Annotated in this window: 29 protein-coding genes, 1 tRNA gene and 1 pseudogene; all 31 read right to left on the bottom strand. The window is 40.8% G+C overall.

What is annotated here, in order from left to right:
- Nucleotides 1-982: 982 nt before the first annotated feature.
- Nucleotides 983-1,882, bottom strand: a complete 900-nt coding sequence (locus F601_RS13565; RefSeq protein ID WP_018165665.1) for a lytic exoenzyme target recognition domain-containing protein — start codon at nt 1,880-1,882, stop codon at nt 983-985.
- Between the two features lies 1 nt (nt 1,883).
- Nucleotides 1,884-2,066 carry a holin gene (locus tag F601_RS0110600; protein WP_018165664.1) on the bottom strand — a complete coding sequence of 61 codons (183 nt, stop codon included), beginning with the start codon at nt 2,064-2,066 and terminating at the stop codon, nt 1,884-1,886.
- Nucleotides 2,067-2,078: 12 nt separating this feature from the next.
- The gene (locus F601_RS0110595) at nt 2,079-2,414 is read right to left on the bottom strand and encodes a hypothetical protein (protein WP_018165663.1); all 336 of its coding nucleotides are present in this window, start codon (nt 2,412-2,414) and stop codon (nt 2,079-2,081) included.
- 14 nt (nt 2,415-2,428) lie between these two features.
- Nucleotides 2,429-2,683, bottom strand: coding sequence for a hypothetical protein (locus tag F601_RS0110590; RefSeq protein ID WP_018165662.1), 255 nt, complete (start codon nt 2,681-2,683; stop codon nt 2,429-2,431).
- Between the two features lie 2 nt (nt 2,684-2,685).
- Nucleotides 2,686-3,114, bottom strand: a complete 429-nt coding sequence (locus F601_RS0110585) for a DUF1617 family protein (RefSeq protein ID WP_018165661.1) — start codon at nt 3,112-3,114, stop codon at nt 2,686-2,688.
- Nucleotides 3,115-3,127: 13 nt separating this feature from the next.
- Entirely contained in the window at nt 3,128-7,519 is a 4,392-nt protein-coding gene (locus F601_RS13390; RefSeq protein WP_018165660.1) for a cell envelope integrity TolA family protein, read from the bottom strand.
- A 6-nt stretch (nt 7,520-7,525) separates the two neighbouring features.
- Entirely contained in the window at nt 7,526-7,876 is a 351-nt protein-coding gene (locus F601_RS0110575; RefSeq protein WP_018165659.1) for a DUF6711 family protein, read from the bottom strand.
- Nucleotides 7,877-7,890: 14 nt separating this feature from the next.
- On the bottom strand, nt 7,891-11,142 hold the full coding sequence (locus F601_RS0110570; RefSeq protein WP_018165658.1) for a hypothetical protein: 3,252 nt from the start codon (nt 11,140-11,142) through the stop codon (nt 7,891-7,893).
- Between the two features lie 42 nt (nt 11,143-11,184).
- Complete coding sequence (locus tag F601_RS0110565) at nt 11,185-11,556, bottom strand: hypothetical protein (RefSeq protein WP_018165657.1); 372 nt, start codon at nt 11,554-11,556, stop codon at nt 11,185-11,187.
- A gap of 20 nt (nt 11,557-11,576) precedes the next feature.
- On the bottom strand, nt 11,577-11,957 hold the full coding sequence (locus F601_RS0110560; protein WP_018165656.1) for a DUF6096 family protein: 381 nt from the start codon (nt 11,955-11,957) through the stop codon (nt 11,577-11,579).
- A gap of 21 nt (nt 11,958-11,978) precedes the next feature.
- A complete protein-coding gene (locus tag F601_RS0110555; protein ID WP_018165655.1) occupies nt 11,979-12,392 on the bottom strand; it encodes a phage tail tube protein in 414 nt (137 codons plus the stop codon).
- Between the two features lie 7 nt (nt 12,393-12,399).
- Complete coding sequence (locus tag F601_RS0110550; RefSeq protein ID WP_018165654.1) at nt 12,400-12,765, bottom strand: hypothetical protein; 366 nt, start codon at nt 12,763-12,765, stop codon at nt 12,400-12,402.
- Nucleotides 12,762-13,274: an HK97-gp10 family putative phage morphogenesis protein gene (locus F601_RS0110545; RefSeq protein WP_018165653.1), complete on the bottom strand. Its 513-nt coding sequence runs from the start codon at nt 13,272-13,274 to the stop codon at nt 12,762-12,764. The genes F601_RS0110550 and F601_RS0110545 overlap by 4 nt, the downstream gene beginning before the upstream one ends.
- The gene (locus tag F601_RS0110540) at nt 13,262-13,534 is read right to left on the bottom strand and encodes a hypothetical protein (RefSeq protein ID WP_018165652.1); all 273 of its coding nucleotides are present in this window, start codon (nt 13,532-13,534) and stop codon (nt 13,262-13,264) included. Before F601_RS0110540 ends, F601_RS0110545 begins: the two co-directional genes overlap by 13 nt.
- 7 nt (nt 13,535-13,541) lie before the next feature.
- Nucleotides 13,542-13,880, bottom strand: a complete 339-nt coding sequence (locus F601_RS0110535) for a phage head-tail connector protein (protein ID WP_018165651.1) — start codon at nt 13,878-13,880, stop codon at nt 13,542-13,544.
- Nucleotides 13,881-13,889: 9 nt separating this feature from the next.
- A complete protein-coding gene (locus F601_RS0110530; protein WP_018165650.1) occupies nt 13,890-14,090 on the bottom strand; it encodes a hypothetical protein in 201 nt (66 codons plus the stop codon).
- 3 nt (nt 14,091-14,093) lie between these two features.
- Complete coding sequence (locus tag F601_RS0110525) at nt 14,094-15,110, bottom strand: sugar-binding protein (RefSeq protein WP_018165649.1); 1,017 nt, start codon at nt 15,108-15,110, stop codon at nt 14,094-14,096.
- A 15-nt stretch (nt 15,111-15,125) separates the two neighbouring features.
- The gene (locus F601_RS0110520; protein WP_018165648.1) at nt 15,126-15,671 is read right to left on the bottom strand and encodes a DUF4355 domain-containing protein; all 546 of its coding nucleotides are present in this window, start codon (nt 15,669-15,671) and stop codon (nt 15,126-15,128) included.
- Nucleotides 15,672-15,781: 110 nt separating this feature from the next.
- Nucleotides 15,782-15,994: a crAss001_48 related protein gene (locus F601_RS0110515; RefSeq protein ID WP_018165647.1), complete on the bottom strand. Its 213-nt coding sequence runs from the start codon at nt 15,992-15,994 to the stop codon at nt 15,782-15,784.
- A 107-nt stretch (nt 15,995-16,101) separates the two neighbouring features.
- Nucleotides 16,102-16,386: a hypothetical protein gene (locus F601_RS0110510; RefSeq protein ID WP_018165646.1), complete on the bottom strand. Its 285-nt coding sequence runs from the start codon at nt 16,384-16,386 to the stop codon at nt 16,102-16,104.
- 10 nt (nt 16,387-16,396) lie between these two features.
- Nucleotides 16,397-16,642 (bottom strand): hypothetical protein, encoded by a 246-nt coding sequence (locus F601_RS12725; protein WP_018165645.1) that lies wholly within the window; start codon nt 16,640-16,642, stop codon nt 16,397-16,399.
- Complete coding sequence (locus F601_RS13170) at nt 16,639-16,776, bottom strand: hypothetical protein (RefSeq protein ID WP_018165644.1); 138 nt, start codon at nt 16,774-16,776, stop codon at nt 16,639-16,641. The genes F601_RS12725 and F601_RS13170 overlap by 4 nt, the downstream gene beginning before the upstream one ends.
- Nucleotides 16,777-16,828: 52 nt before the next feature.
- A complete protein-coding gene (locus F601_RS0110495; RefSeq protein WP_018165643.1) occupies nt 16,829-17,167 on the bottom strand; it encodes a YjcQ family protein in 339 nt (112 codons plus the stop codon).
- Nucleotides 17,167-17,355, bottom strand: coding sequence for a hypothetical protein (locus F601_RS0110490; protein ID WP_018165642.1), 189 nt, complete (start codon nt 17,353-17,355; stop codon nt 17,167-17,169). The genes F601_RS0110495 and F601_RS0110490 overlap by 1 nt, the downstream gene beginning before the upstream one ends.
- 2 nt (nt 17,356-17,357) lie before the next feature.
- Nucleotides 17,358-18,878, bottom strand: coding sequence for a minor capsid protein (locus F601_RS12565; RefSeq protein WP_018165641.1), 1,521 nt, complete (start codon nt 18,876-18,878; stop codon nt 17,358-17,360).
- A complete protein-coding gene (locus tag F601_RS0110480; RefSeq protein ID WP_018165640.1) occupies nt 18,847-20,232 on the bottom strand; it encodes a phage portal protein in 1,386 nt (461 codons plus the stop codon). The genes F601_RS12565 and F601_RS0110480 overlap by 32 nt, the downstream gene beginning before the upstream one ends.
- Nucleotides 20,233-20,243: 11 nt before the next feature.
- Complete coding sequence (locus F601_RS0110475; protein ID WP_018165639.1) at nt 20,244-21,467, bottom strand: PBSX family phage terminase large subunit; 1,224 nt, start codon at nt 21,465-21,467, stop codon at nt 20,244-20,246.
- On the bottom strand, nt 21,454-22,014 hold the full coding sequence (locus tag F601_RS0110470) for a terminase small subunit (protein WP_040833589.1): 561 nt from the start codon (nt 22,012-22,014) through the stop codon (nt 21,454-21,456). Before F601_RS0110470 ends, F601_RS0110475 begins: the two co-directional genes overlap by 14 nt.
- Nucleotides 22,015-22,107: 93 nt before the next feature.
- A tRNA-OTHER gene (locus F601_RS13165) sits at nt 22,108-22,193 on the bottom strand.
- A gap of 2 nt (nt 22,194-22,195) precedes the next feature.
- A pseudogene (locus tag F601_RS13160) lies at nt 22,196-22,275 on the bottom strand.
- 66 nt (nt 22,276-22,341) lie between these two features.
- Nucleotides 22,342-22,677 (bottom strand): DUF1492 domain-containing protein, encoded by a 336-nt coding sequence (locus F601_RS0110465; RefSeq protein ID WP_162138191.1) that lies wholly within the window; start codon nt 22,675-22,677, stop codon nt 22,342-22,344.
- Between the last annotated feature and the right edge of the window lie 248 nt (nt 22,678-22,925).

The following is a 22,925-nucleotide window of genomic DNA, read 5'->3' as shown; positions in this document are numbered from 1 at the left end:
AAAAACGTTTGGACTTTTCCAAACGTTTTTCTAGTCTTCAAAGAATCTATCATTCTCTTCCTTATCGAACACAATTTTTTCTTCTTCAGTCATAGGTCTTACTTTCATAAAACGTATTGTTAAGACCATGAGGATGATTTTGATGATTGAAAAAATAAATAATATTATAACTACTCTCTTTAACAAATCAAGCCACTCCTCCTCTATTTATTAATTACATTATAAACTTTTGATCCCATTCAGGCAAGTTATGAAAAATAATCAACCATCTTGAGATATTTTTTGAGTAGTTTTATGAGTCAATAATCTAGAAATTATTTCATATATAGTAATCTCTCAACTATTCAAGTTTATTATTTTGCCCCTTAAACACAAAAAAGCCTATTGCACAACGTAGAAACGTTGAGACAATAGGCTTTTTAGAGCTGAATTATTTTACAGCGTCTTTTCAATAGAACGCATTTTCAATGATATTCAATAGTAGAAACTTCAATAAAATAAGTCTTTATAAGTTGTAAACTTGATTATTTTTGTCAGGTAAGTCTGGGTAAGTTTTGAACTTATGCCCCAATTTTGCCCCAACGGACCTTTATAGAGCTTTTGGGGCATGAAAATTATTAGCAGAACCTGTTGACCTAAATTATACCACTTTCAGACTATGAATCAAGCCCTCTGGAGGATTTCCAAAGGGCTTGATTCTTTTTTAGACTGGTTTCTTTTCCAGCTTGTAAGTTACACCATTGATTAGGATCTCAACCCCTTCAATGTTGACCTCAATTTTGTCAGACCGACCGACATTAATGTCGGGACCAAACAAAAAAACCGCCCTCAAATTGAGAGCGGTTAGGTAGATTTAAAAATAGAAAAATAGATTATAAAATCAGATTAAATACTTGCAGACTTGCACAGTTTGCCGCCAGTGCCATCGCGGTGAAGGAGTCTCATTTCTTTTTTTATTTTTGGTCGCCTGCAAGATTAAGTGTTATTTATTAACTAAATGGTTTTTATTCCAAGCAGATAGCCATACCGTGCCGTACTGACCAAACGTAAACTTACGCCAGTAATAGCCGTAATTGTAGCCGCCTTGCCCAGTGTCAGTAATATAGGCTTCATCACCTTCAAAGCTAAAGTACATACCTGCCTTAAAGTCTTTGTCAGCCTCATCAGCGATGTTAGATCCGTCAGCATTGACCCAGTTAACCAAGGCTACTGGAATGCCGTTATCTGTCCAGTCGAAATGCGTTGGAGCTAAGTCATTACAGCGGATTTGGTAAATGCCGTTAACAAATTTAACTTCATCAGCGCGATATGCTTGTTTTACAGTCCTTTTGACTGCAGCAGTCGCTACTTTAGCTGTAGCTACTACCTTACCAGTAGCGATCTCTTTTGCCATACGGACAAGTTTATCAACATCAATACCGCCTGGGCATGCTGTCGCTGATGCTTCCTTGTGTCCCTTGATATGGGCTCTGTCAATGGGAATTCCACGACGCACACAGATTTCAGCGATAAGTTTAGCAGAGTTTTTATAGGTTTCTTCTGCAATAGTCCAATTTGGAGCTCCTGCATTATTCAAGTGTTCGATGCCGATAGAACGTTGATTTTCAACGTAATTGCCAGCATGATAAGCGGTATAAGTTTCGCTGACACAGCCCCAGATCTTGGTTGGTGTCACTTGATAGTGGGCTGATGTGCCTTTTTGGCTAGCTGTGTACCATGTACGGCGTGCCCCTTCGTCTGACGTCCCAGCGTTGTGATGAATATAGATTCGGTCAATCGTTCGACGGCTTGAATCACAATTCATTTGATTGGCATCGTAATCTGTGATGAGATATGAAAAAATATCACCATTACGGCTAACTGTTCCTGTTTTAATTGCCATGTCATTCCTCCTTAAGATCTGCTAAATTCATCAGTACACAGGTCAAGCCTGATAGTGCTGTGGCAGATGCAACTACTGCCCAATTAACCTCTGTAATCAAAGCAGTCGAGCCGATAGCACCGATGGCTGTTTGAGCCATAGTTTTAACTACTTTAATTCCTAGAGTCTTAGCATATTTACTCATGTCATTCTCCTTCTAAGGCATCATTTGCCTGTCGCGAATGGTATCTTCTAAACCATCCACTTTTTCTTTCAGTACAGTGATATCTGTACGTGTTTCAAGCGTTAACTTATTGACTGCCATTGTTAATTTTGCCATTTGTTTTTGGTTTTCCTTTGCAATCTCTTTGTTAGATGATAATAGCTCTTTGTTAGTCTCGTGGAAGCTATTAACTAGCTTTTTATTCGTCCACGCTTGAACGCTGATTAGTAAGATAATCACGATGATAATAGCAACAGCCAGCACACCACCAATTTTTTCAATGGTCCATGATGCTTTAATTGCCTCGTGGATAACTTCTTGACCTGGCATAGTTACTCACCACCTTATTGCTCAGCGGTTTCAGGTACTTCCAATTCCGCTAGGATAGCATCCTCGAGCTCATAACGTTTGTCACTGAATTCTTTCTCCTGCTTGCGCATTTCTGTGCGGTTTTTAGCGTATAACTCGGAGTTATACATAGATTCGTAAATTGTTGAGACACCTTCTTCGTTGACGTCGACAGTGTACTGTTTGACTGTTTCATCACCGATTTTTAAATTTCCAACAAGACGAGTTGTTTTAATTGTTTCTAAAGCCATAGTTATTCTCCTTTTTGTGCTTCAAATTGTTCTAAAAGATTATCAATTAAGATAACCTCAGCTGTCGTAAATTCTTCCTCACAGTCAGAAAGCCAGTCAAAGAAATCTGTAAAGCGGTTCGTATAATCACCGCTAGAAATTGTGATGGCTTCCTCTTGCAATTCTGATAACTGTTGATTGATCTCAGTAATCGTTACATTTTCTTTCAAGATAAAATCGCCGTTTTCTTCTTTCATTAACTGTCCATATTCATTTGTAACGATGTTTTTTTCTAAGATTTCTCCCTCATCGCGACCGTACTCCTCTAGTTTGTCGCTAATGGCACTGTAGACTTTCGCTTTGCCTCGATTAACACGCATAGACGAAACGGTTAATTTATCGATAGTTTGCAAAAAACTGTTTAAATCTTTATTTTTAAGTTCAAATTTCATTTTATTTCCTTTACTAAACCCATATAATATTGGCTTTGTTGCATAGTTCTTCCACGACATTTAACAGTGATTTCATATGACCGCCGATTCCGATATCCTTAACGATTAATCCACCGTATACCTGAGCGACAGGAATATCTCCCCAATTTTGAAGATTAAAAGTACCCAAATAAGTATTTTTACCGTGCAACGAAAATAGCCTTGTACTTTCAGAGTCATTTATCAATAACGAGTCAGCGTTTATTTTAGCTTCGGCTGTAGGTTTGTTGTTTATCGTAGTATAAAGAGTGAACCTTACACCAGACTGTCTGCTGTTATCACTTTTTCTAATGTTAAAAGTGGAAGTCAAATATTCTTCGGAATAGCTACTTTTCGGATACAGCGCAGTTGAAATTTCAAAGATTTTGTCATTCGCAACACGTTGTATATATCCGTAATTATTATTAAAAGTTAGCTTCCCTCCGTTCAAGTCGAATACAGTCGCTCCGTTTGTACTCTTTAGATTACCCCCAGTGATCATATCAGCTGTAATCGAACCGGTTTTAATTTTATCGGCTGTGATAGTATTAGCAGCAATATTATTAGCCGTAATGGTATTAGCAGCGATATTAGAGCCTAAAATAGTTGACGCTTTAATCTGCGTGCTTGTAATCGTACCGCTTGCGATTTGACTAGATGTGATGGAGCCAGCTTTAATCTTGCCAGCGTCCAGCGTACCTGCAGTAATACGGTCGCCGTTGATGCTATTAGCTGCCATCTTAGCTGTGGTAATTGCTTCGGCTTTGATAGCATCTGACGTGATAGCATTTGACGCTATGACATCAGCGGTAATTATCTTACCGTAAAGATGGCTAGTCGTAATCGCTTTGCTTGCAATCTTGTCGGCAGTAATTGCACCGTTAACAATCATGGAACCTTTAACGCTAATCTTATCTGAAAACAGATTGATAGCTGACTGATTGACACTAAAATAAGACCCCATAGCATTTGCGAGGTCTGTCGTTGATTTGCCTGATTTGACAACGAATCCGTCAGAGCGGATGGATAATTCTGTCGCATCTAACTTACTTGCCAGTGTCCGCTTATGCTCATCGACTGTGTCCTTGATCTTGTTAAAAGCGGTGACTGTGGTTAGGTCTTCAAAGGCCGGTGCCCAGTCAGACCTTAATATCCCTCTCTCAATCTTTACTATATATTCTCCAGATTTTACCTTGTCAAAGATGGCTTGATTGCGAAACACAATATAGACGTTATTGTTTAATTCGTTGGTTGATAATGTCCGATGTGTTGTATTGTCTATCCCGTTAGCGGATGTACTGACAGTTTGACCATCAATTATTGCAAACGCATTTGCGTAACCATCAGCCCCAACCGGTATGTTTGTTGAAACGGTGTAAGTCGTGCTGTAGTCTAACTTATTGACAACCGAGTATCTACCACTCTCAAAGATTGTTAGACGACTACTTATTCCGTCAATCACAAATCTATTGACCCCGCCGGCAGAAGTCGGTATCAGCGCTTTAGTCTCGCTAATCGTCCGGCTGAAACTATCAGCCGTCTCCTGGACAAGATTTTGCACAGTCATAGACAACGCATAAGGTTGCAGAGCACTATTCGTGATATACCCACGACCAGCTATATTGCTATCAACCTGTGCTTTAGTCTGGTAACCTTTTTCAGTAATTGCTGACTCAATCTGTGTACTAGTCAATCGTTGCTCAATTTGTCCAGCCTGAGTTTTGATTGTCGTCTCAGCGGTGGATAAGCGTTGATTTACAGCGTTAAAATCAGTTTGAGAAACCTTTGTATTGACAGCATCAGAAGTGATTTTTAGATCAGCCTTAGTTTGATTGACTGTTTGACTTAATGTGTCAGTTACGGTTTTATCAGCTTTCAAGTTAATAGCGTTCTGATTTTGAGTAATCGCTGTGCTATTACTTTGAACCGTCTTTTTAACATTATCAAAATCAGTCTGTGAAACTTTTGAACTAACATCGTTAACCAACTGCCTGATATTGGTTTCAGCAGCTGTCACTTTTCCTTGCGTTTCGGTAAGTTTAGTTGATAGCTGTTCTTGACCTTCGGCAGTTTGTGTGATGATTGTTTTAACAGATGTAATTTCTGTCATCAACTCAGCAGCTGATTTCTCATATTTTCTAGGAGTGCTCCCCTCAACAAGCATTACTTCAGCAATGTACATATTTGCAATGTAGTTATCTTTCGAACCGTTGTTATCAAACCTTATGAATCCTGTGTCACTTTCTCCAGAATTGAAAGTATAGCTAATGTATTCAAGTCGTGAACCATTATTAGGTTTATCTCGTTGTAACGGTACTATTTGAGTGAAATTATCTATTTCTCCATTTTTTCGTCCCAAAAAGAAAAAGTCTACGCTTGAAACATTTCCGCCTATCAGGGTATAGAACGAAATCGTATATGATGTATTTCGTCTGACGTTAAAGCGATTTGTAGATACTCTGACTTCGTCCCCTTTGGATTTCACAAGAAACATTGACTGTGTCCCAGAGTAATAAGTAGAATGTTTACCTACTTCTATTGGCCCAGACCAATAACTAGTATCGTTCGGAAATCCTCCATTTAAAATTAGATTCCCTCCTGAAAACTCGGTTGGAATCAAAGCTTTTGTCTCACTGATTTCCGTAGTAATCCTGTTCCCTAACTGAGTAATTGAACTCTCAGCCGTTGAAATTCGTTGCTTAGCTTGGTCAAAATCACTTGTTTTGACACGGCTTGCGATTTCCACAGCCTGGACTTGCAAGGTGGATTCAGCGGATGAGATACGGCCTATCAGAGCGTCAACGGTTGCTCTTGTGGCAAGTAGCTTGATGGACTCTTTTGTCTTTGTAAGGTCTGTTGAGACACCCTCGATTTGACCTGCTAAGAGGCTTTTAGCTGTCTCAATCAGCTTGTTAGCCTCAGCGATAGCTTGACTCTTTGCTGTGGCTAGTTTCGTCTCGGTAGCTTGTCGCTCGGCTACGTCTAGTCGTGTAGCCTCAGATATTGCGTCGGCTTTAGCTTGCAAAGCTTGAGCAATACTGTTAGCAGCATCAGCTTTGGCTTGATCAGCAATTATAGACACTTCGGCTAAGTTTCTATTAAACGATTCTGCAGCGTTTTGAGCTAATCTGGCAACTTCAGCTGTGGCTTGATTGATTTCATCGGCATAAGCCTTTGCGTTGATTTCCGCTTGATTCTTAGCATCGCTGATCTGTGACTCAATTTCAGTTTTTGAGTTCGCAATCTGCTGATTAATAGTTTCTTGATAAACCTGCGCTTCTGCTTGAGCTTCAGCTTGCTTTCTGTCGAACTCACTGTTAGCGTACTGCAATTGTTGCTGTACTTCTGCTTGGATTTGAGTTGATTGCTGATTAATTCTTTTGGTTAAGAAACTACCGTAAGTGTACTGGGCATCATTTCCAGCCACACTGTCAGCGCTGATAGTGCTGGTTAGACCACCGCTAAAGCTAAATGACTGGTAAAGTACAGGGACTTTAAAGACTTCGTTCTTGTTAGTCTTAATAGTCACCCACTGACCAACGTCTAACTTTAAATGACCTTGGTAACTCAAATCAAAAGGATAGTATTTAAGAGTCTTTAAATCATAGTACAGGGCATCTAGTAGCTCCTGCGTAGCTAACGGATTTTCAAGCTCCAAAGACCGTCCTGTTTGCAAACCTACTGTTAGTTTCTTATCATTTGTTGTCCGGCAAGTAATTCCTGCGATTTGATACTCAACTTCACTACGTTCTAAGCCGTGCATAAAATAGTTATCAGCTGTAATTGTGATGCCTGATTCCGTCAGACCGCGAACTTCCAAGTTCCCAACTCGGTTAAAGAAACAAGAAAAGCCAAGCAATTGACTTACTTGACTTAATACGTCTCTAAATGTGAGCTTGTCTCCTGTTGGCTTATCGACGTGCTGTTGAATGGCTACCATACCAAAATTATCACTAGCAAGCGTTATTCCGGTTTTTGTAGCAATTTCTTTAATAACATCACGTAACTGTGCTGGATACTTCAGGTCTGTTTTAAACGGTTCATTCAGCTTAAACATGCCATCCATAAGTTCAAGCTGTGTAGTATTTGAGTTTCTATCAATTTTGATATCATCGATGTAATACTTGCCCATTTTGACCCATTCAAAAGCATCATCAACTAGCAGACCGATTTCAGGCGCGATAACGTCTAATTTCTTAAAGGTTTCGATAATGCTAGTAAACGTGATCGTTGCGCTGCTTGAATATGTTCCGCCGGGCGTAAAATCTTCGCCGCTGATATAGCCATACTTAAAATTAGCATCCTTGATGTTTTCGGACGTGTAGTCGCCAACTCTGATAGCTAATGTCCGATCTGTCGAAAGCATTGCTTCGTTAAACGTCACCATATACCATTACCTTTCTACTAGATTGAATTTTAAGCCACTCCAGGGCTTTAATTTATTGCTAAACGAATAAGCCGGGGATGTTCTATCCCCAACGTAAAACGTCTTCGTTGTCTGGCCTAAATCTGGATCAGGATACGAGACTTGGAAAAATACAGGCTTGACAGCTTTCAGAATTGTTGAAATTTCTGCTTGTGTTAAGGTTCCCCATTCACACTCTAGCTTTCGTTTAGTTGTGATGCGATCCCGTACCATGTCCCCGTTGGCGTTACGTCCGGTTTCACCATCGACATCATTGATCCCGACCTGAAATGATTTAGGAGGCACAACTGTGACTCCGTTGATGATCAATTGACTCATGTTTACCTCCTAAATTAAATGTTGAGCAGGATTTGACCTGCTCGAGCTTGTTCCTTGTTGATTTCTTTGATGGCAATACGACCAAATTCGCTACCACCAATGTTAATGATGATGTCGCCATCACCAAACCCTTGAGATTGGTAATTACCGCCACCAAGGGCAGTAACGACTGCGCTACTTACGACACGTCCCATAGTTTGCAAGAATCCGGTATTTTCAAGCGGAACGACCGCTTCTTTACCAGCTTCCCCAATCATGGCAAGTGTTGGATTGTCCACGATACCACCTCTGGCAAGTTTTGGAATATAGACACGTCCGATATGACCAAGACTGACACCAGGCAACTTATTGATGACTCCAATAACGCCATTGATCATGCCAATAAAAGTATTGACTGCATTTTCGACCGTATAAAAGGCTGCGTTCATAGCAGAGCGGAAAGCTCCGGACACTGCCGAACCAATAGCCACACCGATATTAGAAAATGAATTCTTGATAGTGTTGTAGATCCCCTTGAAGAAGTTAGCCACACCACTGAATGCATTAGTCACGTTTGACCAAGCGCCACGGAAGGTACTGCCAAACCATGACCCAACATTTGAAAATGCGTTAGTCGTATCGTTGTAACGCGATTTAAACCAACCTCCGATGCCTGAGAATGCGTTTTGGACATTCTTATAGGATTCATCAAATTTCTGTTTAAACCATTGGCCTGCATCTTTAAAGGCTTTAACAATGTCATTCCAACGATCGCTAAACCATTGGCCTATAGGGCTGAAAATCCTAACGATTCCGTCCCAACCAGCCTTAATTATAGCGATAATGGTATCCCATGCCCACTCAAATACGGCAACTCCCATATTCCAGAGATATTCGACTAGCGCAAGTATGGAATCTGTGAAGCCACTAAAGATTTCTTTAATACCTGTCCATGCTAACTCCCAATCACCAGTAAAGACCCCAACAATGAAATCGGCTATCCCTTTGATAATTTCAAGCAAGCCACTGATGTAGTCAGCTAGCATGTTGATGGATTCAACAACAAAATCAATTAAAAGCTTGATGGTTGGCATCAATACGGGTAAGATATTGGCCATAAACCATTCTACGAACGGTTGAATGACATTTTCCCAAGCAAGTTTAATGACGTCTATGACTGACCCCATCGCCTCAAGGAACATGTCTATCATCGGCTGAATATGGTTATCAAACATATCTGCTACAGCCTTGCCAATGTCATCTAAAACAGGTTTGATATTGGTATTCCAACTATCGAGAAAGGCCCCGACAATGTCGGATATTCCTTTGCCAAACGAATCCATAAAAGGTTTAATGTGTTCATCATAAACCTTATTAAACGTTTCAAACGTATTTTTGATTAGGTCTTTTATCGACCTAAAAATAGGTTCAGCTGCTGAAAGAATACCAGTTAAAGCTTCAGTGATTTTTTCTTGATTTTCAGACAAAATAGTATCTAAACTTCCAAACGCATCACGTATGTATTTAGAGCCTACTTCCGCTATCCCCATTCCGACATAGGTAAAGGCCGAAATAATATGCGATCCGATATCCGTCGCAGGCGTGCTTGTGATAGTGTCGTAAAAGATTTGACCAACTGTTTGCGCGATATTTCCGATATGAGAAATAACATCTCCAGCTATATCAAATTGCCTAATCAGCCAACCCTTGATGTCAAGTTTCGTTTCATTAAGCGACTTATTGAGACTTTCTGCGATAAATACCGCGATTCCCATAACAACGTTAGCAATTGCTCCGGCCGTTTGACCCAGTGCATAAGCTAAGCGTTCGCCGAATCTAGCAGCAGCTTGCAAAACTGTGCCGTCTTCAAAGATATCTTTGAGAGACTTCCAGATGCCATCTAAAGCTTTCTTAAAGCGGTCTAAGCTATCAGTTCTAAACGATGCATTAAACCCGTCTTTAAAGAGGTCTTTTAGTTTTGAGAGGTAATCAAGTAAAGGCTTGAGTTTCTTGTCCCAGCCGTCAAAAATTGACTTAAATTGGTTATCCATGTCAGTCAATTCGATTTCTGGCAAGATATCAGCTCCACTTCCAGAGCCACCACCTTTACCACCCTTACCGCCTTTACCTCCAGACCCTCCGCTACCAGAGCCATCGTCCTTATTAAGGCTTAGTGTGGTAATTTCGTCAAATCCTGCAAGGCCTAAGAGCTCCTTAGCGGCTTTCTTAGCAGATTTGGCAGTATCGTCCAAGTTGTCAGCCGTACCGCCTGACGCGTCATCTACGCCGTCCATAGCATCGCCTAAGTCGCCTACTGCATCATTAGCAGTGCCTGCACCACTTGCTAGCTGACCCATAGCACCGTCTTTTACGCTAGCTTTCTTGTTAAACATCAGCCCAACAAATTCAGCGAGTTTAGCAGTAACGTTTTTAAGAGCCATAGCCAACGAGTTTAGCACTGGCATGACTGCGTTAAGGATTGGCAAGAATGCGTTACCGATGTTTAAAGCAGCGTCGCTTAAGAGTGATTTAAACAAGCTAATCCGGCCATTTACAGACGATTGCAAAGTATCACCATATTTAGCGCTTGCTTGCTCCAAAATCGCCATCAGACGAATCTGCTGTTGTGTGTTGTAGTCAAGTTGTTGCCAAGACGAATCTCCAGCGTATTTTCTGAACGCTTCAGTAGATTCAATCATAGCCACATTGACGTTGATTCCTAAATCTTCAATTGCTTCGGTATTACCAAGCAGACCAGAGCGGATACGTTCCATAACGTCCGTCATCGTTCTACCAGTCCCCTGCGCGATAACTGCAGAGGTCTGCAACATCTTACCAGTGTAGGCACTTAGTTTTTCACTGTCTTTGATGAAGTTTGAGAATAAGTTGGAATAGACTGAACCGTATTTAGTAGCATCGGCTATGCTCATGTTCATGGCATTTGCGTTCTTGTCTATCCATTTAAGAAATGACTGCGTTGACTCACCCATTTGCCTGTTGAGCTGATTCATAGCAGCAGTAACTTCAAGAGCCATTTGAGTGCTATACATGCCCAAATCAAGCATTTTCTTGCCAATATAAGCAAAACTCAAAATCTTGGCTAGTCTACCAAAAGCCTGACCTATACCATTAGTTGACTGCTTGATAGTATTTGACACGTTGTCAGTAGATTGCTTAATCTTGCTTTGAGACTGCTTAACTGTATCCGATGCTTCTTTCATCTTCTTCTTAAACGGCGCGATTTCGCCATCGATGATAACTCTAAGCTGTTCTAAGGTTGTCGCCATAGTTCCTCCTTTCTATTCCTTTTTATTCAAAAAAATAGGCACCTAATCAGTGCCTTTAAATCTTCCTTTGTTCCTTTCGGCGAATAGTCGCATACGTTCCTTATGTAGAGCTAACTGGCTAGCTATTGTAGCTTGCTCGATTTGCTGTCGTTCGTCTTCGAAAAGTTCTGGGTAAAAATCCCATAATTCGGGTGTCTTATCGCTTTCTCCGGAAAACATTAACGAAACGTAACTAGCAACCATTTGAGCTAACTTGTACTGATGAAAAGCCTGCTCTTTTCGCTTAAAAATAAAGGTTCGATTGTAACTTTCGATCAAGTCCGCGATTTCCAACACAGTATAATCCCAAAAATCAAGCGGACTTATCCCAGCATCTAAAGCCGTTGGATAAAATCCGCTGATGTATTCCGACATTGTAACAGGAGATTCAACAACTACTCCACTACTGACAGAGTAGGTGCTTTCTCCTCTGTCTTGTCCTTTGGGATGAAACCAGAGACTTCAAAGAGCGGCATGATAACATCCATCATTAATTCTGTCTGACCAAAACCATCAGAAACGTAGTCATCAAAGAGATCATAGACATCGTCCAATTTCAAACCATGATGATATTTCTGCAAAGCTCCGTGGACGATAATCAACATGACTTTAAGCGCTGGCAAGTTAAAATCTTCTCCTGGTCGAGGCATAAAGATTTTAAGCAAATTAACACCCAATTTTTCTTCAATGTCGCAAACTTGGCGAGTTGTCAGACGAAGTTTGTAGTCTTCACCGTTGACTGTCCAAGTTGTGTAAGGTTTACGTGTCGTAGTCATTGTATTCTCCTGTTCCTAATTTTAAAGTCCTACTGGATCCACAAATTCTAAGTCAGATTGCAATCCAATTTTAAGAGTAAATTCGATAACGCCATTGACGCCACCGCCACCTAATTTAACAGACACTTGACCGCTAAAGTGTACTTTAGTGCCATCTGGGTAAGTTTGCTCAAAATGACGTACTGCTTTAGAGTCAGCCAATTTGCGCAAAACGCGGTAAGAGTCTGTAGATTTGCTGTTTTCGTACTTAAATTTATATTCAAGTTCCCCAGCATCCCCAATACCGAATTCATACTGTTTGACAGTATCGGCAAGGGTTGTGTTTTCAACTTTTTCAGGCTCAATACCTAGTTCAGGGACTTCTTTCAGCCCTGCTAAGATTTCATAAGAGCTTTTTTCAGCACCCATTCCAAGGGTGATTCCGTTTGCTAACATAGATTAGTTATCCTTCCATTCTTGATTGATAAACAATTCTTGATTTTAGGTCCAAGACACCTTCAAACCGCATGACTTTATGACGAAGATACGAGTCTGCTAGGTCAATGCTTGATGTTCGTCTTAATCCGACTGAGTCAAAGACATCGTTAACCTTGATAGCTAATTCCGACGTTGAATCTTTGTCGAAAATATCGACTTTATAACGCAGGAATGACTTCTGTTCCGTATCGTCAGTGTATTCATAGGGTTTATTTTCTTCTTCCAGGTAAATCACAACTGGGAAATCTTCCCAGTCTTGTGGGTAAACGTCTGAAACGTTATCTGTGACTTCCTTTAATTTGCTGTAAATTGTGGGTTTAATATTAATCATTTTCCAACCTCTTCAATGAGTTTTCGCTTAACGTAACGTTGAATGTTTGCAGTCACTCTATCTGTATTATCAGCGAGTGCGGGGTAGAGATAAGGTTGTGCTGCTTGACCGTACATCTTGTAAAATTCGCCACGTTTAGGAAAGTTGTAAGGTCCTACGTCGATTTGTGACTCATGGACATACCAGGGCGAATTACGGTAGCTGACGCTAACGTTTGGCGAGATACCATCATGACTTTCAGACCCTTTTGGACCTGCACCAAATTCAACGAATCCACCGTGGTCAGACGTACTAACCACTTCTGCAGATATTTTCTTTGGCTGTCCTTTTCGGGCTTTAATACCTCGTCTAAGGTCTCCTTTATTGGCCGGTGCCCTTAGCTTGGCATCTGCTTGTACAACATTCTTTGCAGCGTTGTGAGTTGCGGTGCCGATTATCTCATCCTGTCGCTGACTAGATAACTTATTAAATTTGGCGATCAGTCGGTCAGATCCGATTATTTTCGGCATAATTCCAACTCTAAAAATTGATGGTCGCTGTAACGCTTGATAGATTCCACTGTGTGAGTGACTTCATCTTTGCCGATACAGAAACCATCTTTTTCTTTGATCTCGCTATCTAGGTTCATAAGACAGTTAAAGATATAAGGCAGGCGTTGACCATAGATTTCAGCTTGTAGTTTCCCGCCTGCTGGCCACACCTCTGCCTTAATCTCTCTTGCCTGTTCACTGTAGACAGTGCGTTTACCACCCTCATCGTTACTTTTCACTTCAGCTTTACGGTGCTTGCACAGTTTCAGTCTGTTTCTTTTCAAACGCATGTCCTGCCACCCGTGCGAGTCTGTGCCGTCTCAAACCGTTTAAAGTGGTTTTAGATAGGCTGTCATAATAGACAACTGACACGCCCCCTTCGCTTCGTGATTTTTCCGCTTCACTGCCTTGCCGATTGTAGAGTTCCAAAGCTACTTCTAGCCATATCCCCTCCAAAGACTTTGGTAGTTCAGTTCGGTTAGTTTCGGTTAAAATGATGTTTTTTGCCCGCAATAAAAGAGCCGAGATTAGATTGTCTTCAGTCTCGGCTGTAAGTGATTTAAATGTCTCTGAAATATCTTTCATGGGGACCTCCTATTTCGCAGGAGTGTCTCCTGCAGCTTTAGACTTTGGTTCTTTGATGACTTCAACGTAATCAGACAAATCAAGGCCTTGCGCCTTTGCACGTTTAGTCATCTTGTCATAGCGTTCTTGTTCGACTTCGACAACGTCCCCAGCCTCGTAGCGGTAACCAGTGTCATCGTTGTTAAAATCTTGTTTAACTTTAAGTTTCATAGGTTACTCCTTTTCAGACCAGTTAGACGAATCGTCAGATGGTGCAAGAGCTGATTCAGTCACTTTCTTAGTCGCTACATACAATTTGCCACCATGCTGAACAAGTGCACCTGCTTCATAAGTTGTACCAGTTGCCCAGTGATCTGCACGGAGATTGATTGTGCCTTGAGCTTCTTTCTTAGCTGCTGGTTTTTCATCTGCAATACTGATAATGTATTTTTGGTCAAATTCAAAGACGAATGCACCAGTGTAGAGCAATTGCTCAACCAATTCACCAAAACGTCCAGGAATATTGTTGTTGTATTTCGTTTCGTCAACTTGCAATGGTGATACGACAACTTCTGGAGCTGTTACAAGAGCTTGTACGCCTGGCAAGAATTTAGATGGTACTTTGTATACTGTGAAATCGTCCAATTGACCAACATAGCCGCGGTAAAGCACTGTTTGGTTAGTGTCACCTTGCGGCAATGCAACAATTTCAGATTTGATTTGTTTGTAAAACGCTGGATTAACAAAGAGCAAACGTTCTTTAGTAACGCCAAGTTCATCCAATTTCTCAGATGCGTCCAAAATTGCGTTATAAGCGTTGTTAGCACCTTTGGTTTTACCTGGTACAATATTGTCGCTGACATTTCCGATTGCAGCCTCAAAGCGCAAAATATCGAGATATGGCGCTACAACTTCTGCAGCTTGACGTGCAACTACGTAATCGACATTAACTTGACCATTAGAGTCACGTTCATCGAGTTTATCAACGAAACGACCCCAATATTTTTCTTCTTCAAGCGTGTAAGTCATTTCTTCTGTTTGAGAGTGGTCAAACTCGTTAGCTTCATTACGTTTGTAATCTTTCAACGCTGCTGTGTTTGTTTTCGTCGCAGTGAATGAACGTCCATTCATTTCAATTGAATCGTTGTTTAGCAGCAATGGTGCAGAATAAGTTTTCTTTTCGATAACTTTCTCGATAATTCCTAAGAATTTTTCACGAGAGGTTGCTGTGTTAATATCTTCAAATGGCATAATTTAGTTTCCTTTCTATTTCAAGAAATCACGTTCCCATTTTGATACGGTTTCTTGTTCCTGTGGTGCTTTCTTCATCGGTGCTCCGCCTTTAGTCTTGTCAGCAATGCCTTTCTGTACAGCTTCTTCCCAAGACTTCTGCAGGGCATCGATTGAATCACGCACGCTTTCAGCATCTGTGAGATCGACCACGCTTACCATTTCGATCGGCAAGCCACGTTCACTTAAAATCGTTTTAGCTTCAGCAGTCAATTCACGCTTGTTAATTTCAGCTTCACGTTCAGCCAATTCTTGCTCACGTTTTTTTAGTTGATAAGCTTGTTTGTCGTCAGCGTTCATTTTGGCCAATTTCTTCGCTTCAGACTCTTTGGCTTCTTGTTCAGCTTTCCACTTGGCAAACTTCTTGTCGATAATTTTATTGACATCTGCGTCAGTGTACTTCTTTTCATCTTGCGGTTGCGTTTCAGGTTGTTGTTGACCCTCAAGTTTTGGTTCTGCAGGTACCTGTACTTGTCCGTCATTTCCTTCAACTGATGCAACTGTTTGTGTTCCTTCGTTCATTGCGAACCTCCTATATTTAAAGTCATCCCTGACTGTCATTTCCATAGCTTTTTATGTCATCAATGCTTGGACAAAATAAAAACCGCATCGATTCGACACGGTTAGAATTATTAAAGTGTTACATTTTCAATCAATGCTCGCGCTTCTAAAACAGTCAAGTATTGATTCATGACTGATTCTTGTTTCTGCAAAATCTCAAGTGGACAGTCAGGTTTAAAATCCAGCTTACCTGCTTCATACTTCACGTTCATAGCATGTAATTTGTCACGTTTTTCTTTTAATTCGCGGTACTCGTTTACGAATCGTTCTTGATGTGGCTTCATTTTTATCCCTCCTGAAAAAAAGAAAACTGGTCAGTTTCAACCAGTTTAGAGTAATTTAAAGCAATTTATAGCAGTCTTTCCTGCTGTCAAGATGAATGATCACCTCCTCAGATAGAATCCAAAACATTGAGGTACTTAACCTCTTCATAAGTATCTTCAAAAATATCAGGCTTGCAAGGGTAAAACTCACCTTTAACCCCTTTGATGATGTAGTCACCTACATTTGCTGTCATCACACCTTCTAAAGTTTGGATTTTGAGAATAGGCTTATGTTGCACAGAATAATCAACATTTACCGGGTCTAATCCCAATTTTGATAGTTCCACCAACGTTTCGGGGGCGTCAAAAAATTGAACGGCTTTGATTGTTACTGGTCTTTTTCGATAGTGCATAATATCCTCCTTACCGTTTCCAGAACGGTTTATTGTTCCGTTTAATATCAAGTCTGATATTAACCATATCGTCCATTAACACATTTTGAGTTGTTTCGATTTCATCAAACTTAACAGCTGTAGCCGATACTTTGGATTGCAAGTCAGCAATAGCTACTGCTTGTTGTCCAACAACATCTCTAAGTAATGCATTTTCTGCTGCTAACTCAGCTACTTTGGTTTCAAGGTTACGTTTCTTTTTCAGTCGTTTCTTCATTTTTTAAGCTCCTTCATAACTCCAGTAATCGAGTTATAGATGGCTACTCCTACGAATAAGAGCAGCAAGGCAACGACAAGTAAGCTAAATAACACGATAGCGAACTGCCAAATCAACCAAGCAAATTTTAACATTGTTCTCCTCCTGTTTTTGGGTACAAAAAAGCACTTAGATTTCTCTAGGTGCTTAAATAAATGGTGTTACTTCTTTAACATCTTTTAAAAATCTCTTAGCCTTATTCAAAAATGCGTTATCCATCAAATACTCGATCCCTTTAACAGTAATCTGAGTATACTCTAACCCATCAACGAATTTACCAGCCATCGTTTCATCAACCACGGGACCGGTTATCAAACCCTCTAACAAAAGAGACTCGATGATAAAAATGTAATAGCTTTCGTTTATTTGAAATAACTTTCCGTCCGCCAGCAGCATTCGGGTATCAATTGTTTTCCCTCTCTTCAATTGCTGATAAAGGTAGGCTAAAATTTGGTAAATAATAACATGATAATCATCTTTTGCCATTAGAGTACCTCAATTGATTTGATGTCAGATTCAAGTATTTCTGTATATCCTGTTTTTGTTTTCACAATCAATACATCTTCATCTGTTTCATTTGAATCCGCATCACTATAATAAGCCATTCCCAGCCAAATCTTTTCATCTGTATCAATAAGTTTGACTCTTTTATTATTATACTTTAAAAGTTCCATTATTATTCCTCCTCATAATATGTCGGAATGATATGTGACCCGGTTTTTCCATAATGAATAGTCAAACCGTTAGCAACTTTACCCGAATATACGTCAATCCCAATCTGTAAACTACTTGGTAAATCGACAATTTCTTTATGAGTGCGACCCTTTTTATTTTTCAACATTCGCCCTGTCATCTTATATTTTTCGTACAAAGCATTCACATCAACATCATCAAAGAAATAACTTTTGCCAACTCCAGCAGTTGCCTTAATATGACGCCCTTGTTTTTCTGGATTAATTTTATCCGACCAAGTCCCATTGTTGAAATGTTTTTGAATATACGCTTTATCTTTAAAACGTTCATATTCTACAGGTTTATTATACTTTAAATCAACAAAATCTGCTAATGTTTTAGGCATTTTTTCAGCTTCTAAAACAGCTTTAAACTCGTCGTACTGCTGGCTAGCTCTGTAGATATCAGACTGTTTCAGGCCGTCAACTTTATATAACGGCTTAACATGCTTATCATACCAATCATCGTAAGTCATGTCTGCAGGCACTTGTATAGTTTTGCCTGTCTTGGGATCTCTAGCACTACGTTTTAGCGTTTTGAGCCAATCTTCATCCTCGACTGCAATAGTATCAGACCGACACCAGGGATGCAGTGGCGGATAATTAACGCCTGTTCTACGCTCTTTAACGCTGTATATACTGCCATCGTGTTCTCGGCAGATACTTGATGTCCGCATGTCCAACGTAGCTAAGAATTGATAACGTTCAACCTCGGCCTCTTCGTAAGCCTTGCCTTCCATTTCAGCGTGGAAATGGTTAGCTTCGGTTCTGACTAACCTACGTGCGTTACTTTTGCCCCTGTTAAACTTAGCGTTGATAAAATCAGCCGTTTCATCAGCAGATCGTCCAGTTAGCAAACTGACAGCTAACTCTCTTTGCAACTCGTTAGCAAGCTGCTGTGTATTGCCCCAAATGCGTTGCGAATAGTTAGCCCCTAGCCACGGTTTAGTCATAACTTCCTTGATTTCTTTTGCATCTATCGGATTAAAGCTAAAACCTATACCAGACTGTTGCTGCAAATCAAAAATGGAATGATAATAGGCATCTGAAATCAAATCGCTGTAAAAGCCCCTAGAAGCCCTCTGTTCGTCTTTGAAAAGCTGGGATGGTAAATCATCCACTTGCTTTCTTAAACTCTCGTAGCGCTCAATTCTGGAGACGTATGGCGCAGAATCAAGTAAAGTTAATATCTGTTGAACTTCTTCGCTGTCAGTTGTGTTTTGAAGAGCTCGTTTTAAGTCTTGAATATTTAAACTGTCAGCTTGTGAGAGAATCTGTTTTGCTTCAGTTTCTGTCAAGCCGTGACTACGACGGTAAGATTCAAAGATTTGGTCGATCTTGGATGTTATTTGACGACTGGCCAAGTTATAGATTTCATCGAATTGCTTGGAAACCTGCTCCGCTTGATCCATCTCATCGACCATACGCTGGGCCTTACGTTTCGTCCAATAGTCCTTCTTCTTCATCTACTGGCTCCTTGTATGCCGTATTTTGGGAGAACATCGGTTCTTGTTCCCTCCGTTCTTCTTCCAAAGCTTCAATTTCTGCGTCAGGATCTTCAACAAACGGCAAAAGTGAAATCAATTGACGCAAGCTGACCTTGTCTTTCAAGTTGGCAATGATTTGAGACAACTCTAACAAGTTCTTAGGCAATCCACGACTAAACTGTGGCACAATTGACTTGGCGTTATCGTAAATCTGTGTCAGATTGTAGTAATAAGCGAAAATTTTGATGCGTTGGCGTAGTGCTTTAACGTAATGCTTTTCTTTCGTCTTGGTAATCATTTCAAGGCCTAATAGCTTGAATTCCATAGCCACCCCTGAAGTGTTACCTGCGAACTCTTTGTCAGTCAGGTTTGGAACGTGACTAAACGTGTAGATATCCTCTTTCAAGGCTTTACGCAAGACTTCCACCGATGCCTCTTCTAACATATTCTTGAGAAATTCAGCTTTGGCGTCCGCTGGCAATTCGAGCAAGCCTTCTTCACATAAGATTTGCATAGCTTCTTTTGCCTCTTCCGGCGTGTCTGCAAGCGATGCCCCGTAGATAGTCAAGATAGATTCAATAGCCTGTTCTTTGTCGTTCACGCGGTTCCCCATAAGCGAATTATAGGCATCGATTAAATTGATTTGCTGTTCAAAGTCACCGATTGAGAAGATGTTATTACGATACTCAATAATTGGAATTGCTCCTAAGTTGTGCTCTTCCGGATCAGGCATAATCTTGTCAGCGTTGTCACCTTTGAAAATTACGCTGTAGTGCAAGTTCTCTGTCAGGATTTCAGCGCGGTAAGTAACCTGGTCGTTTTCGGCGTTCTTGATTTGGTAGTAATAAACTGCGAAGAGTGGATTCTTTTCGATTGAGTCATCAAGTACGATGAAAGTATGCTCAGGTTCAAGCGTACGAACACCCAATTCATTCTCGCCTTCTTTGACATAGATGTATTCATAGCTGCGTCCATAGACAGCCATATTAATGGCGTTCTCGCTGTCAGCTTCATCAACGTCAGCATTATCGAAAGCCATCAACAAGCTGTCAATGTCGCCTTTTACCGTGTTGTTGTACTTAATAGTATTGCCCATGAAATAGCCTGTGGACGTGTCTGCGATGTCTTTAGCGTGGTTACAGACTGTTTTGAAGTTTGGCTTTCCACTTCTGCGCTGATGCTTTAAAATGTCGTGTTTTCCAAGATAATATTCTTTTAACTTTTTAAGTTCTCGCGCATGCTTTTGGTGCTTCGTGATCAATTTATAAATCAACTCTTTTTTTAAACTGCTCTCATCGAACAACTCTCTTGGATAGTTTAGTTCAATTTGCATGTTGCTCCTTCCTATAGCCCATAAGTCGACTTGCGTTTGACTTTGGCTTTTGGCTCTGATAGTTGGCTGTAGATGGCATATCTAAGCGCATCTAACACATCGTCATTAGTTTTGACTGGTTCGCCTGTCTTTTCGTTCCAGACGTACTGATAAACTTCATCTTTAAATTTCTTAACCTTAGATTCGACCACAAAAAAGCGACCATTCTTCATAAGCTTGGCCACTTCTTCTATTCCGGATAAAACAGACTTGTTAGCGTTAAAGCATTTGATATTCTCGCGTACAAATCTAGCAACGTGTTCCGGTCGTGCGCTATCAGCATAGAACTTGATATTGCCGTACCTTGATTTGATGTCTTTCGCAACATCTACCCAGTAATCAATTTCCTTGTATTGCTCTGCGTGTTCCTCTAAGAGATAAGTCGTACCGTCTGCACTCTGGCCACATACGACAATAGAGCCATAGTGTTCATATCCCCAGTCGACCCCGGCGAAAACTTTGGTTATTTGATCCGGTGGATGGTCGATAAACATATCCTCTTTAAAATCACGATACACAGCGCCCTCACCGCTTACCCAACGGCCATAGATACCGCGCTCGGTAAACATACCGCTTGGTGTCGTTGCGATCAGATTATCGATGTAACGTTGATTAAGAAACGTGTTATCAAATACTGTAAAGTGATTGACAATGATTGATTTCCCATCAGCTTTATCGATGTAGTCGACCTTCAACCAATGGTTTGGATGGTCTGGGTTAGTATCGCAAATGATACGTGCACCTCGACCTGAACAACGCTTACGGATTTCGTCAAATACCTCTTTGTTGGCCAATGTCGCCTCGTTGATATAAGCGCCGTAAGCAGTCATACCACGAATGGACCGAAGCCCTGCGATCGATCCTGTGAATGTCGTAACGACATAAACGCCAAAAAGCGTGAAGTTCCCGTGCTTGTCAAATTTGAAATCAAAGCCATACTTATCCGTTAGCTCTTTCAAGATGTTAGTTTGAAGCGTTCCTGCACTAGTCGCCCCGAGAATATACATTGGATTCTTTACGCCGTCCAGCGCAGCGTTCTTCTTAGCCCTGCGAAGCTCCATCAGAAACAAGTCATTATCTAGTTGGGTCTTACCGGCACGAACTGCCCCCGTATTAATCATCATGTACCAGTCGTTACGTAGGGCACGTTTTAGGATGCTGATTTGCTTATCATGATACAGTCTATTCAAGCCCATCTATTGTATCCTCCAACTTGTTTAAATAATCCTCAACAACTGATTCAGTCGTGTCATTGCCTGCATTCTTAGCTTTCAAGTTCTCGACTTCTGCTAGAGCGCGTTCATTTGCGACTGGGTCAACCATTCGAGCAAGACTATCTGCTGACTTCTGACGCTCTCTAAGACTGGCTGGGACTTCTTTAACGACCTGTTCGCCCATACCAATACCGACAAGCTGATAGTCCTTCTCTTCGCCTCTCAACACCCTTGTGTGGAATTGCTTGATTTCCAGCAGACTAGCCACGGACATCTCAGTAGACCGCTCGTCAAATACCTGCTTGAGCTTTGAGATGACTTCTTGAACGTGGAAAAAGTCAATTTTTGTCAAGAGTTGATTAGCGATGCTATTGCACGTTTTTATAGAATATCCAGCTTGTCTAGCCGCTTCTGTAGCATTCTTGAATCCGCTAGCCATGTAAGCTAAAACGAACTGTCTCTGCTTTTCTCGCGATGATGGCCAGTCAGACATCATTTCAATAGCTTGTTCTGTCAATTCTTTAATCATTTCTGCTTGTCTATCAATGACCACCACCTCCAATCAAAATAAAAAGCCACACGATTGTGTGACTCTGAGTAGTTTCCCCCTTATGAAAACCAACGGAAACAGCAGGAATCGAACCTGCGACTAAACTATCTCAGACCTAGGACTTTCAACGAAATAGAGGAGTCTATCCTTATGTTTCCAAAAGAGAGGGGAGGACTCGAACCTCCAAGGCTTTACGCCCCCTGTTTTCAGGTAACCATCTACCGATTCTGAGACCTCTCTCTTTATTTCTTGATGATACTATAATACCACTTCAACCAGTATATTTGAGTATAAGTTTGTATGTATTTAGTATAAATCAGTATGTTTTAGTATGTTTTCCAAGCTTTGAACTGCTTTGCGCTTAATAGTATAGTATTTGTTTCGGTTTCCGGTTAGCTGGAGAACGTCCATGGCTTCGTCGAATGACTCGCAGCGTGCATAAGTCGTAATTAAAATATGTCTCTGTGCCATGTCTGGAATCTGCATGATCAGTTCAATAATGTATTTCTTGCGTTCAATCAGCTTTTCGATTTCTGCAACATTATAATCCGAAACGTCGATAATAGCTATATTCTTGTCTTCTTGCGATTTCTTGAGACCACCTTGCACACGCATGTCAGACCATTGCGGAGATGTAAGCATAGAACTTCTGGTAGCCTCTATATCAAGTTTTAACTGTTCAATAAACTTTGGTATCACGCGCAATTCTTCGAGCAATTCTTCGGCGGAATTCTTTTCTTTACTCACTCTTTTAGTCTCCTTTATGGTAAAATAAAACTATCGAAACTTTATGGAGACCTGCGAGCGAGCGGGTCTTTTTATTACTCAAAAAAATCTTCCACGTTTAGTTCGTGTTCGTACGTATAGCCACATCTTACACACTCAAGAGT

This window comes from Streptococcus henryi DSM 19005, assembly GCF_000376985.1.
GTDB classification, from domain to species: Bacteria; Bacillota; Bacilli; order Lactobacillales; family Streptococcaceae; genus Streptococcus; species Streptococcus henryi.
The sequence above is the reverse complement of the archived record's forward strand: the minus strand, read 5'-3'. Positions and strand labels throughout refer to the sequence as shown.